Annotated in this window: 8 protein-coding genes; 7 read left to right on the top strand and 1 reads right to left on the bottom strand. The window is 46.1% G+C overall.

Annotated features, from left to right (window positions below; translation table 11 throughout):
* The first annotated feature begins 104 nt into the window (after positions 1–104).
* The 7 genes from ebgA to A142_RS14560 all read left to right on the top strand — a co-directional run bounded on the left by ebgA (position 105) and on the right by A142_RS14560 (position 12,808).
* Positions 105–3,236 carry a beta-galactosidase subunit alpha gene (ebgA, locus tag A142_RS14590; RefSeq protein WP_019824885.1) on the top strand — a complete coding sequence of 1,044 codons (3,132 nt, stop codon included), beginning with the start codon at positions 105–107 and terminating at the stop codon, positions 3,234–3,236.
* A gap of 3 nt (positions 3,237–3,239) precedes the next feature.
* On the top strand, positions 3,240–3,692 hold the full coding sequence (locus A142_RS14585) for a beta-galactosidase subunit beta (protein WP_019824884.1): 453 nt from the start codon (positions 3,240–3,242) through the stop codon (positions 3,690–3,692).
* 141 nt (positions 3,693–3,833) lie between these two features.
* Entirely contained in the window at positions 3,834–5,258 is a 1,425-nt protein-coding gene (locus tag A142_RS14580) for an amino acid permease (protein WP_019824882.1), read from the top strand.
* Positions 5,259–5,835: 577 nt separating this feature from the next.
* The gene (locus A142_RS14575; protein WP_019824880.1) at positions 5,836–7,269 is read left to right on the top strand and encodes an amino acid permease; all 1,434 of its coding nucleotides are present in this window, start codon (positions 5,836–5,838) and stop codon (positions 7,267–7,269) included.
* 350 nt (positions 7,270–7,619) lie between these two features.
* The gene (ygjJ, locus tag A142_RS14570; RefSeq protein WP_019824878.1) at positions 7,620–8,684 is read left to right on the top strand and encodes a protein YgjJ; all 1,065 of its coding nucleotides are present in this window, start codon (positions 7,620–7,622) and stop codon (positions 8,682–8,684) included.
* A 15-nt stretch (positions 8,685–8,699) separates the two neighbouring features.
* Complete coding sequence (ygjK, locus tag A142_RS14565; protein WP_019824876.1) at positions 8,700–11,075, top strand: alpha-glucosidase; 2,376 nt, start codon at positions 8,700–8,702, stop codon at positions 11,073–11,075.
* Positions 11,076–11,467: 392 nt separating this feature from the next.
* Complete coding sequence (locus A142_RS14560; RefSeq protein WP_019824874.1) at positions 11,468–12,808, top strand: MATE family efflux transporter; 1,341 nt, start codon at positions 11,468–11,470, stop codon at positions 12,806–12,808.
* 271 nt (positions 12,809–13,079) lie between these two features.
* Here the strand turns inward: A142_RS14560 and A142_RS14555 are convergent, their stop codons facing one another.
* A complete protein-coding gene (locus A142_RS14555; RefSeq protein WP_019824872.1) occupies positions 13,080–14,006 on the bottom strand; it encodes a LysR family transcriptional regulator in 927 nt (308 codons plus the stop codon).
* Positions 14,007–14,083: the final 77 nt, after the last annotated feature.

The raw sequence follows: 14,083 nt of genomic DNA, 5'->3' as shown, positions 1-14,083 counted from the left end.
TTTTACCAATAATTACCTCAGTCCAAAAAATACTCGTATTCACTACGACCCAATTACGCATAAGAACGTCGGCTAGCATTCAAATAGGCCGAGAGAGAGGCAACGTGAACAACTGGGAAAACTTCCTGAACTTACATGAGAACCGTATGGCACCACGTGCTTACTTCTTCTCATACGCATCAGAAAAAACCGCTAAAACATTTCAACGTGAACTAAGCAGCCACTTCCAACTACTAAGTGGTCAATGGAATTTCAGCTACTTCACTAACCCGCTCTTGGTTCCTGAAGAGTTTTACTCTCAAGAGATGAGCGATTGGGGCCACATTACGGTGCCAAACATGTGGCAAATGGAAGGCCACGGCGATCTTCAATACACAGATGAAGGTTTCCCATTCCCGATTGATGTACCTTTCGTACCGTCAGATAACCCGACAGGTGCATACCAACGTTCGTTCTTCCTTGGCGACAGCTGGAACGAGAAACAAACCATTATTAAATTCGATGGCGTAGAGACCTACTTCGAAGTTTACGTAAATGGTGAGTACGTTGGTTTCAGCAAGGGCAGCCGCCTCACCGCTGAATTCGATATCTCTAGCCACGTAAAAGCGGGCAACAACCTACTTTCTATTCGCGTGATGCAATGGGCAGACTCCACCTACATTGAAGACCAAGACATGTGGTGGACAGGCGGCATCTTCCGTGATGTTTACCTTGTTGGTAAAGAACAACTTCACGTTCAAGACCTAACGGTTCGTACTGATTTTGACGACGCTTACCAAAGCGCGACCCTTTCGTGCAACGTTGCTCTAGAAAACCTAGCAGCAGCGACTAACGCAACTATTGAGTACGCATTGCTTGATGGCAGCCAAGTTATCTCCCAAGGCTCAGTAGATAACTTAACTGTTCCTAACCAACAGACTGGCGGCAATGCGAACACTCAATTCTCTATCGATGTCGTGAACCCTGTTCAATGGAATGCTGAAAACCCATACCTTTACCAACTGTTGCTGACGCTAAAAGACACAGACGGCAAAGTGCTAGAAGTGATTCCACAGCGCGTTGGTTTCCGAGACATTAAAGTTCGCGATGGTCTGTTCTACATCAACAACAAATACGTGATGCTGCATGGTGTAAACCGTCACGACAACGACCACCTGAAAGGTCGCGCTGTCGGCATGGATCGCGTTGAGAAAGACTTGGTGTTGATGAAGCAACACAACATCAACTCAGTACGTACTGCGCACTACCCGAATGACCCACGTTTCTACGAACTGTGTGACATCTACGGCCTGTTCGTGATGGGTGAAACCGATGTCGAAACTCACGGCTTTGCTAACGTTGGCGACCTAAGCCGCATCACTAACGATCCAGCATGGGAAGCGGTGTTTGTTGAACGTATCGAACGTCATATCCACGCTCAAAAGAACCACCCTTCTATCATCATGTGGTCTTTAGGTAACGAATCAGGCTACGGCTGCAACATCCGCTCTATGTACGATGCGGCAAAAGCAATTGATGACACCCGCTTGGTTCACTATGAAGAAGACCGCGATGCTGAAGTGGTCGACATCATTTCAACCATGTACTCACGCGCTCAACTGATGAATGCCTTCGGTGAATTCCCACACGAAAAACCACGCATTATCTGTGAATACGCACACGCAATGGGTAACGGCCCAGGTGGCTTGACCGAATACCAAAACGTGTTCTACAAGCACGATGCAATTCAAGGCCACTATGTTTGGGAATGGTGTGATCATGGCATTCTAGCGCGTGATGAAGCGGGTACTGAGTTCTATAAGTACGGCGGTGACTACGGTGACTACCCGAACAACTACAACTTCTGCATGGACGGTTTGATCTACCCAGACCAAACACCAGGCCCAGGCTTAAAAGAGTACAAGCAGGTTATCGCCCCAGTGAAGATCCGTGACTTCAATACTGAAGACGGCACCTTCACCGTTGATAACAAACTTTGGTTCTCAAACATCGATGACTACACCATCACTGCGGAAATCCGTGCTGAAGGTGAAACCATCGCTGTGCAACACATCAAGATTGAAGAACTGGCAGAAAACTCGAGCCGTGAACTGACACTTAACTTGCCACAACTTGATGAGCGCGAAGTGTTTGTGAACTTTACCGTGCGCAAGGATTCTCGTACGCCTTACAGCGAAGCGAACCACGACATCGCGGTGTATCAATTCCAAGTGAAAGAGAACACAGCACAGCTAGAAGCCTTCACTAACAACAATGCGACAGCACTGAATGTGGAAGAGTCTCGTTTAGCTTACCTAATCAAAGGCCACAACTTCGCACTGAACTTCTCGAAAGTGAACGGCAAGCTGACGTCATGGTTGGTCAATGGCGAAGAGATGATTAAGTCAGAACCACGAATCAACTTCTTCAAGCCAATGATCGATAACCATAAACAAGAGCACGATGGTTACTGGGAGCCTGCACACTTGCAAATTATGCAGGAGCACTTCCGTAGCATTGACCTTGAATGCGTTAACGTTGAACAGGTAAACGGCAAGGTAGAGATCACCACCACCAGCATCATTGCTCCACCAGTATTCGATTTCGGCATGCGTTGTGAATATCGCTACCAAGTTAATGCTGAAGGCCAATTGAACGTTGAGCTAAGCGGCGAACGTTACGGTGAGTACCCTCATGTAATTCCTGTGATTGGTTTTGATATGGGCATTAATGGCGACTTCGACCAAGTTCAATACTACGGTCGCGGCCCTGAAGAGAACTACCAAGACAGCAAGCAAGCCAACATGATTGATGTGTACCAATCAACCGTTGCAGACATGTTCGAGAACTACCCGTTCCCACAGAACAACGGCAACCGCCAACACGTTCGTTGGGCTGCGCTTTCAAGCCGCGCGGGTAATGGTATTGCAGTAAAACCACAGCAAGAAATCAACTTCAGCGCGTGGTTCTACACCAACCAAAACCTGCACCAAGCACAACACACCATTGAGCTAGAGAAAAGCGGTTACATCACGTTAAACCTAGATCACCAAGTGATGGGCTTAGGCTCTAACTCTTGGGGCAGCGAAGTGCTCGATTCTTACCGCGTTTACATGGACGAGTTCCGCTACGGTTTAACTCTGATTCCATTCCAAGCAGGCGATTGCGATGCGCAGCACCTAATCAATCACAACTTTGGCGATGAGTTTTTTACGGTGGATGCACCAAAAGCTCAACCACAACTGAACGAGGCATAAGCGATGATCGTTTTAGAGAACTTAGAACAATTTAAAGTCGTCTACCGCGATGGTCGTAAATGGCAACGCTGTGTAGAAGCGATTGAAAACATCGGCAACATCAAAGATGGCGTGATGTATTCCATTGGTGATTCACTGGCTTACATGATTGAAGACGGTGTGGCTCGGAACACAGAAAACTTCACAGGTAATCGTCGTTACTTCGACGTGCACTACTACCTAGAAGGCCGTGAAAAGGTTGAATTCGCAGCGAAATCAGAGCTAGAGCAGATCCAAGCTTATAGCGATGAAACCGACCGCGAACACCTAATGGGGAACGGTGAAACTCGTGAGCTAGCTGAAGGCCAAGTGGCGATCTTTGACAACAATCAGGCTTACCGTTTCCACGGTGATAACCGAGTTCGAAAAGTGGTACTGAAAGTGACCATTGAAGACGGTTACTTCCTTAATAAGTAAGCAATAACCCTATTAACTCACAGCGCGTTTGAGCCTTGCCGTTCAAGGCTCAAATAGACTGAACAAAACCTCTGTGCTTCTTCCCTACAAAGAAGCATAGGGAAATAACGACTATAATTATGTGATTCCCTGGAGGACACTATGTCTGAATCTGTACGCGGTAAGTTAGGCAAATTTGCCCTACTCTCCATGACATTTGCAGCGGTATTTAACGTTCGCAACATCGTAAACAACAACATCGAATTGGGATTGAGTTCAGCCCCTATCTTTTTGCTCGCTACCCTTATTTACTTCATTCCATTCGTGTTCATCATTGCTGAATTCGTATCTGCAAATAAAAATTCTGAGTCAGGCATGTACGACTGGCTTAAAAAACCGCTAGGCTCAAAAGCAGCCTACCTAGGTTCGTTCCTATACTGGTTCGTAAACCTTTTCTGGTTTGTATCTCTGCTACCAAACGTAATCGCTTATGCGTCTTACGCGATGTTGGGCTATGAATACGCCTTCTCGCCAGTCGTCACATCGGCTATCTCGATTGCTCTGTTTGCAGCAGCGACACACATCTCAACCAAAGGCGCGAGCTGGCTAGGTAAGATTGCCGAGATCGTGGCCTACGGCGTATTCGCCCTGTTTGCAATCTACGTTATCGGCGCACTAATGGCACTGGGCGGCAACCATGAACCAGTAGAACCAATCACGCTTGAAGCAATGACACCGACCATCAACTGGGCAACGCTAGGTATCATGTGTTGGATCTTCCAAGCAGCCGGTGGTGCTGAAACCGCAGCCGCCTACCTAAACGATGTTAAGGGCGGTCACAAGTCTTTCATCAAGGTTATCATTGGTGCAGGTATCGCAATCGGCACAATGTACGCAGTTGGCTCTCTTCTAGTAAACGTATTCGTTGCTCGTGATGAACTGACCTACGCTGGCGGCATGGTTGAAATCTTCACAGGTATGGCAAACTACTTCGACATCTCACAATCTCTAACGGGTCGCTTCGTCGGTATTATCCTATTCGTTGCCATGTTCGGTTCGATGATGATGTGGACAGCAGCTCCAGTAAAAATTCACTTCTCTGAAATCCCTAAAGGTGTTTACGGTGAGAAGACAACAGAGCTTAACGAACACGGCGTACCAGTACGTGCAGCTTGGTGGCAGTTCGCGTTTGTATTCGTGATGCTTGTGGTGAACGGCTTCGGCTCTGAATCAGTACAAGACATGATGAACACAGCAATCAACCTAACGGCTGGTACAGCAATGCTTCCGCCTATCTTCATCATGGTGGCGTACTTTGTATTCCGCTTGAAGCATGACGACACACCGCGTGATTTCCGCATGGGTACTCGAGTGCAAGGTATGGCTGTTGTATCTGTACTTATCGGCATCTTCGTTGTGAGTATGACGGCATCTGCATTCCCAACAGGTGTTGACCTAGTTCAAGCCTTCTTTATCAACGTATTCATGACCGCGGTATTCTCTGGTCTCGCTTGGTGGTGGATCTCGCGCTTTGAAAAAAAGCAGGCAGGTAAAGACGCAAAGCTAGAAACAGCTAAGCAATCGTAGCTCTCTGCATCCCCCCCCCCAACTTTAAAAGCGCCTACCAAGGCGCTTTTTTTGTTTTAAATCATAAAATTAAACGACAAAACAAAAAAAATAAAAACGGCGTTCCGTCAAGGTTTCAGTTCACGAAAAACACCAATTAATAGGTAATAAAACTCGAATAAAAACCAAGGTAAAACATTAACTAAATTTATTTACTCAAGGTCACATATTTGATCAATTTCGATTAACTTCCCGCCGCTTAATCTTTAATCTTCTTGCTGAAGAGACAAACTGATTCATATAAAAAAAGCGACAAAAAGCCCCTACAAGCCTTATAAATCGTCGCTCATGAAACCAGCAATCTCTTCAGTGAACTTCTTAATCTTTAACTCTTTGTTTTGGTAATAACTTTACTGAAATACCAGAGAAAAAAGCCCAAAGAAGTCCGATCGTAAATCTATAAAAACAAAAATGAGCCAACCCTGACAAAACAAAGCGGGTGTTTGCCAAACCAACATAACAATAAAAGTGCGGCTTAGAGCTTCCCTCTCTAGGACCAAGTTATAACGATCATCAACGTGATTCACCGGAGAACATCATGTCCGAAAATAAACGCAGTACGATAGGCAAATTTGCCCTACTGTCTATGACCTTCGCGGCGGTATACAGCTTCAATAACATCATTAATAACAACATCGAGATCGGCCTTTCCTCGGCTCCGATGTTCTTTCTAGCAACCATCTTTTACTTTGTGCCATTTTGTTTGATCGTTGCAGAGTTTGTGTCACTGAATAAAGACTCTGAAGCGGGTGTTTATTCTTGGGTTAAAAGTTCTCTAGGCGGCCGCTGGGCGTTTATTTCAGCTTACACCTACTGGTTTGTTAACCTGTTCTTCTTCACCTCTCTGCTGCCTAGAATCATCGCTTACGCGTCTTATGCGTTCTTAGGTTTCGAGTACATCTTCACGCCAATGACCACCGCAATTCTGAGTACCATTTTATTTGCGGTCGCAACTCATATCTCTAACAACGGCGCGAAATTACTGGGCCCTATTACCTCACTAACATCATCACTGATGCTGCTGCTAACGATGTCTTACATCTTGTTATCTGGCGGGGCTTTGGTAGGCGGTATCGAGCCAGCTGATCCAATCACCATCGAAGCAATGACACCAAGCTTCAACTGGGCATTCCTTGGCGTAATCACTTGGATTTTCATGGCGGCAGGCGGTGCAGAATCGGTCGCGGTTTACGTTAACGACATCAAAGGCGGTCACAAGTCTTTCGTTAAAGTGATCATCATCGCAGGTATCTTCATCGGTGCGCTTTATTCGGTAGGATCTGTGTTAGCGAACGTATTTGTTGCTCGTGAAGAACTTAAATTCACTGGCGGCTCTGTTCAGGTATTTGAAGGACTAGCAAGACACTTTGGACTGTCGGAAATCCTGATGAACCGTTTCGTTGGTGTGGTTTCATTCACTGCGATGTTGGGCTCTCTACTTATGTGGACGGCGACACCGGTAAAGATCTTCTTCTCTGAAATCCCTAAAGGCATCTTTGGCGAGAAGACTGTCGCGCTTAACAAACAAGGTGTACCAGAGCGTGCAGCTTGGGTTCAGTTCTTCATCGTGATTCCACTGATGTTCATCCCAACGTTGGCGTCTGACACCGTTCAAGATTTGATGAGCACTATCATCAACATGACTGCAGCAGCTTCTATGCTACCGCCACTGTTCATCATGATCGCGTACCTGCACTTGCGCCTAAAGCTCGATCACCTACCACGTGATTTCCGCATGGGTTCCCGCCCTGTTGGTATCGCTGCGGTATCGATTCTGATCAGCATCTTTACCGTGGGTTTCTTCGCATCGACCTTCCCAACGGGTGCTGACATCATGACCATCATCTTCTATAACGTCGGCGGCATCGTGATCTTCTTGGGTTACGCATGGTGGAAGTACGGTCAATACGAGAAAAGCTTGTCTCCAGAAGAGAAAAAGCTAGAAGCAAAACCAGAGCCTGCGAACGCTTAAGTTAATCCTGCGCTCTCGTTAAAGCCTTAAGGCACTCCCCCCATTTGGTGAGTGCCTTTTTATTTACCCATCCAATTCATCCATCAGATTTAAATTCACAAACCAAATACATCCATCACCAGCCATCAGCGTACAAATTCAACTAAAAACCAAATTCAATTCAAGGTAAATATTTACTAAAAACAGTTCACACTTTTAGAGTAATTTAATTTTAAACACGAAAATAATCATTAATATCGGTTTTGCGATCGTAAGTGAGCTGACCGTATACGCCTTGAAGAGCACCCCATATTAGAAGTCAGAACAACCTACGAAGCTTCATTTATCAACCCGGAACAGAAGTGAATAAAATGAAACGTAGTTTTACTAAAACCACTCTTATTGCAAGTTGTATTTTTGCTGCTCTAACGGCGAATGCCCACGCTAATGAAACCGCTGCTAACCACAGCGACACTCAGCCCCCTAAAACAGAATCCGAAACCCTATTTGACTTCTATGGTGAGCTTGGCCTTGGTGGTCATGTTGCCCTAGAAGGTGATGACAAAGGCCGCTACGCAGACGGCACTTACATTGAAGCTGGCTTGGCTATCGAGCATGGCAATTGGTTTGGTCTTGCTTACATGGAAGGCTGGACAGTTCAAGCCGATGACGAAGGCAATGCATGGGCTACTGGCCACGGTTGGGGCGGCTTCGAAGGTGGTTTTAACCGCTTTTACGCTGGCTACCGCACCGACGCTAAAACAGAATTTATTGTTGGTCGTATGGACTCTTCATTGGATGACGTTCAATGGTGGGGTGACCCTACCGTCGAGTACGGCTACGCGATCTCAAACACGCGTGACGTACATGTTGGTGTGAAGATCCAAAACCTAGAAGGCAAGCTACGCTACAGCGTTTCTTTCGCGCCAGAATCTGACTTCTCTGAAGACGATGCTCTGGTTCATTTCGGTAAATACGACAACTTCGCAGACCAATGGAAAGATAAGAACGCCATGGTCAACGGTTACCTCCAATACGATCTGACTGACGACTTAACTCTAATGGGTGGTGGTGAAGTTCGTAACAACGATGGCGGTGAACTATTGCTATTGGGTGCTGAATACAAGAACTTCGCTACGCGTGTTTGGCACGACACCGATAAAGGTAACCAAGAGTCTTTCGGTAGCGAATCAGGCATTCAAACCAGTGCTTGGTATGAAGCAGCACAAGGCGTTTATCTTTCTGCTGCATATAACTACGCCAATTTTGATGGCGATAACGGCGACAAAGAGATCACTTCTTTCATCAACGCGGGCGTTTGGTACGAATACGGCAACGGCACATTTGCGACTGCTTTCGATAGCCGCTTTGGCGTAGGCAGCGATACTGAAATCGGCGACGCTCAGGTGTTCGCAATGCAATACTTCTACTGGTAATAACAGGAACTCACTATGAAACTGAATAAATCATTCGCAGCTCTCGCTATCGGTGCAGCACTTGTTGTTACTGGTTGCGCTACAAATACAGGCTCTGAAGAGCTTCAAGCGAACCAATTTAAGAACGTTATCGACCGCACTGGTTCACCAGAATACATGCGTGACTACGACTTCGATGACCACCAACGTTTTAACCCCTTCTTCGACCTAGGTGCATGGCACGGTCACTTGTTGCCAGACACGGCTGAAGGCATGGGCGGCTTCCCGGGTACAGCGCTGCTTACTGAAGAATACATTAACTTCATGGCAGATAACTTTGACCGCCTAAGCGTGTTCAAAGATGGCAAAAAAGTCGCATTCACCATGGAAGCTTACAGCCTACCGGGCGCATTAGTTCAGACGCTGAAATCTGACGATGTGACAGTAGAGATGACGATGCGTTTTGCTTCTAACCGTACCTCTCTGCTAGAAACGAAAATCACCACTGACTCGCCAGTTGAGTTAGTGTGGGACGGTGAACTGCTTGAAAAAACACACGCTAAAGAAGGCGTAGCGCAAACCGACAAAACCATTGCCGAGACTTACCCTGACTACAACCGCCAAATCGTCGCAACCGACGATGGCTTAAAAGTGACTTTCGGTAAGGTGCGTTCAACGTGGGATCTATTGACCTCTGGCGAATCTGAATACCAAGTTCATAAGTCGATTCCAACGAAAACGACTGTTGACGGCCTAGCGTTTACTTCAACCGCAAACATTGAAGAATCAACCACTGTTTACACGACTTACTCGCATGTTCTAACGGCAGAAGAAGCGCAAGCAGAACAGCCCGAAATCAAAAAGATCATGGCAAACCCTACCGATTTCTTAGCTGCATCAGCAGAGCGTTGGGAAGGCTATCTTGAGATGGGTTTAACCAACCCGAACGCAACACCAGAACAAGAGCGTGTTGCGGTTAAGGCGATGGAAACCCTAAACGGTAACTGGCGCGGCGCTGCAGGTGCGATGGAGTTTGACTCTGTAACACCATCAGTAACGGCGCGTTGGTTCTCGGGCAACCAAACTTGGCCGTGGGACACATGGAAACAAGCCTACGCAATGGCTCACTTCAACCCAGACGTAGCGAAAGATAACATCCGTGCAATGTTCGCTTACCAAATCCAAGCCGACGATGCCGTTCGCCCTTGGGATGAGGGCTACGTGCCAGATCTACTCGCTTACAACCTAAGCCCAGAACGTGGCGGCGACGGCGGTAACTGGAATGAGCGTAACACCAAACCAAGCCTAGCAGCATGGGCAGTAATGGAAGTCTATAAGACCACCAGCGATGAAGCTTGGCTCGAAGAGATGTATCCAAAGCTAGTGGCATACCACGATTGGTGGCTGCGCAACCGTGACAACAACGGCAACGGCGTACCTGAATACGGCGCAGCACGCGATAAAGCACACAACACGCCTGAAGGCGAAATGTACTTCACTGTGGTTCGTGGCGATAAGCACGAGACAGTTATAGGCCAAGCTGCACTGGATAAAGTGATTGCAGAAGGTAACTACGATTACATCGAAAGCCCAGCACAAACTGCCGCGTCTTGGGAGTCAGGTCGTGACGATGCCGCTGCATTTGGTTTCATCGATAAAGACCAGCTAGACGCGTATGTCGCCAACGGCGGTAAGCGCAGCGATTGGGATGTTGAGTTCGCTCAAAACCGCGCAGAAGACGGCACACTGCTAGGCTACTCGCTACTGCAAGAATCTGTCGACCAAGCAAGCTACATGTACAGCGATAACAAGTACCTAGCCGAAATGGCTGATATTCTAGGTAAAGACGCAGAAGCGAAAGAGTTCAGTGAAAAAGCAGAGCACCTATCGAACTACATCAACACTTGTATGTTCGATGAGAGCACTAACTTCTTCTACGACATTCGCATTGAAGACAAACCATTATCCAATGGCTGTGCAGGCAAACCGATTGTAGAACGTGGTAAAGGCCCTGAGGGTTGGTCACCACTGTTCAATGGCGCAGCAACGCAAGCGCACGCTGATGCGGTTGTCTCTGTGATGAAAGATACGGAAGAGTTCAATACCTACGTTCCACTAGGCACAGCAGCGCTTTCTAGCCCAGCATTCGGCCCAGACATTTACTGGCGCGGACGCGTTTGGGTAGACCAATTCTACTTCGGCCTAAAAGGCATGGACAGCTACGGCTACCGTGACGATGCGATTGAAATGGCAGGAGCGTTCTTTGACCACGCCGATGGATTAGTTCAAGACGGTCCTATCCGTGAGAACTACAACCCATTGAACGGTGAACAACAAGGCGCACCAAACTTCTCTTGGAGTGCAGCTCACCTGTACATGCTGTACAACGATTTCTTTACTGACGCAGAGTAAATCAAACCTATACCTGTCTTCTGGAATTCAATGAAACCATAACCTCATAAATTTCAGGCTTTGGCACTCAGTATCTCGCTGAGTGCCTTTTTTACATTTGAAGCCAAATAATCGAACAAACAAGTATTTAGACTATTTGGCCTACTATGATCCTTTTACTCTATTCGCTGTACTCCGCTAACACGGGCAACCTTTTACTCACAAAAAACAAAGAGTGCTCTTGCTATGAAATCCCACTCAAAAATTTCATCACTCTCACTGAAATATTGGGTTCTGAAGACTTATTCGAATTTTATTTATCCTTATTAGTCTTCCGGACATTAATTTGATAGTCGTTTACTAAATAATCGCTAAACTATAGTGTCGCCTACCCCTTTTTTGAGAAAACCTAAATGCCTAATGCTGATTCCACCCTAAACAAACGTATGGGAATCGTTGCGCTCACCTGGCCGATTTTTATCGAAGTTCTTTTAAGAACCGCACTCAACACCAGTGATGTATTCATGTTATCGGGATACTCGGACAAAGCCGTGTCTGCCGTTGGTGTTATTTCTCAGATATCCTTTTTCCTGATCATTGTCTCAACTATGGTCAGCAGTGGTACAGGGATTTTAATCGCGCAGTACAACGGTGCCTCCCGCACTCAAGAGAGCGCTCACGTGGGTGTAGCAAGTATCATTCTTGCCATTATTGCCGGTGTGCTACTCAGTGTTATTGCCGTTCTTGTTGCTGAATATTTTATCCCGCTTTATCAACTCGAACCTCAAGTCGAACAGTATGCGCAAGAATACCTGTTCATCAGTGGTGCTCTCACCTTCAATGTAACCATAGGTGTGGTTCTCACCACTATTTTGCGCAGTCATGGCTATTCAAAGTCACCGATGGTGATCAACATGATTGCAGGTGTCATCAACGTATTCGGTAACTACTGTGCCCTATATCAACCTTTTGGTTTGCCTGTATACGGCGTGCAAGGGGTTGCGACCGCGACCGTAATTAGCCAAGTAATCGGAATGTTGATCTTGATTGGTGTGGTCAGAAGCAAAGGGATTGATCTACCAGTGAAGCAGTTTAAATCTGTGCCGAAAGCCATCTATCAAAAAATCATTAAGATCGGCTCGATGAACGCCGGAGAAGTGCTCTCTTATAACATGGCTCAGATCAGCATTACCTTCTTTGTCGTGCAGATGGGTACGTCTTCACTGGCTGCGTTTACTTACGCACAAAACATAGCTCGCCTCTCTTTTGCGTTTGCACTGGCAATTGGTCAAGGCAGCCAAATCCAAACAGGCTATTACATTGGTAAGGGTTGGATCGACGAGATCACCAAGCGCGTGCAACGTTACTTTGTGGTTGGCTTTATCGCCTCAACCGCGATTACCTGCATGGTTTATGTGTTCCGTTTCGAAATTCTCGATCTGTTCACGCAAGATCCAGAGATCGTTGCGCTAACTGCCGCGCTGATTGCAGGTTCCATCATTCTTGAAGCTGGCCGAGTATTTAACCTGATCTTTATCTCTTGTCTAAAGGCCGCTGGCGACATTAAATTCCCGATCAAAATGGGTATTCTCAGCATGTGGGGCATTGGGGTTGCCATGAGCTACTTGCTTGGCGTGCATTGGGGTTATGGCGTATTAGGGGCTTGGATGGCAATAGCGATGGACGAGTGGTTCCGTGGAATCATCATGGCCTATCGCTGGCGAGCGAAGAAATGGACTCGATTCTCTTTTTAGGTTGTTGTTGATACGTCTAAATTTATCTCGACCAAAAGAAAAAAGCGCTAGGGGGAGCTAGCGCTTTTAAGACCAACTAAGTCCGTTTAGCCTGGTAGATTTTTAAGCTATATCATGAAGATATAACCAATTTTTTTTACTTAGGTAAATCAAAAAGCCTATTCTTTACGACTGCTTTAAGTCGTAAATTAAGTATAGTCGGGTTCTTATAATAAACCGGATTTTTCTAAAATTAATTCATATGAATTTGACGATTAACCGACACAATAAACTATTCGGAAATCACAGATGAGATCGCATTAGTAATCAGCTTTCTAAGTAGTTTATTTTTATCATCTAAATGCTTTGCCTTCCTATAAACAAGCTGGATATCAAAATCTGGAACATCAATTGGTGGCTTCACAGCTAGTAAGGTTTCTTCACTATCCATATCCTTGCGCGCCACTAGTTTAGGGACAATACACAATAGTTCTCTGCCACGAATGAGCCGCTTAACAGTTAAAAAGTTACTGGAAGATATCGCGACTTTCCGGCTTAAACCGAGTTCACCTAAACGAGTATCCACTCCCGTCTTTAAAGCCCCTGCCGGGGAAACGAGCGCGTGCTCGACAGCAACAAATTGTTCTAGCGACATCGGCTCCTCAATAGTTAGAACCGATTGATCAAGTAAACAAACATGTTGCTCCGTGTATAAATGCTTTGTTCGATATTGCTTTGGTACCTCACCAAAGCTGCCTATCGTCATATCAAGCTTGGCATCGTCAAAGACTTGCTGGTAGTTACTCCGGTTTACATTGAACAACGCTACTTGGGAATAAGGAGAGGATTGCTTAATCAGGTCAAACAATATTGGAGCGAACATCTGCTCGGCATAATCAGTGAGACCAATCTTCCAAGTCCCTTTATAAGTCTCTGCATCAAACGATTTAGATAACAGAACTTCAGACTGGATGGTATTCAGTAGTGCGTCCACGGTACTTGATAGTTCAATGGCTCGGTCGGTCGCCTCCATCTTGCTACCTACACGCTCAAACAAAGGGTCATCAAACAACTTTCGTAGCCTTTGTAAGCTATGGCTCATCGCAGATTGGCTGACATAACAACGCTCAGCAGCCTTACTCACGCTATTCGTTTTATACAAAGCCTGCATTGAAATCAACAAGTTAAGGTCGATCCCTTTCCAATTAAAATCAGCCATGCCAAACAACCCATTTCATTCATAGTTATAATTAAAACAATTAATTTGAATCATAGTTTAACTCCACCTAAATTACG

The sequence above is a fragment of the Vibrio splendidus 12E03 genome (assembly GCF_000272105.2).
Lineage (GTDB): Bacteria > Pseudomonadota > Gammaproteobacteria > Enterobacterales > Vibrionaceae > Vibrio > Vibrio splendidus_I.
Note: the sequence above shows the minus strand (reverse complement) of the source record. Positions and strands in the feature narration are given on the sequence as shown.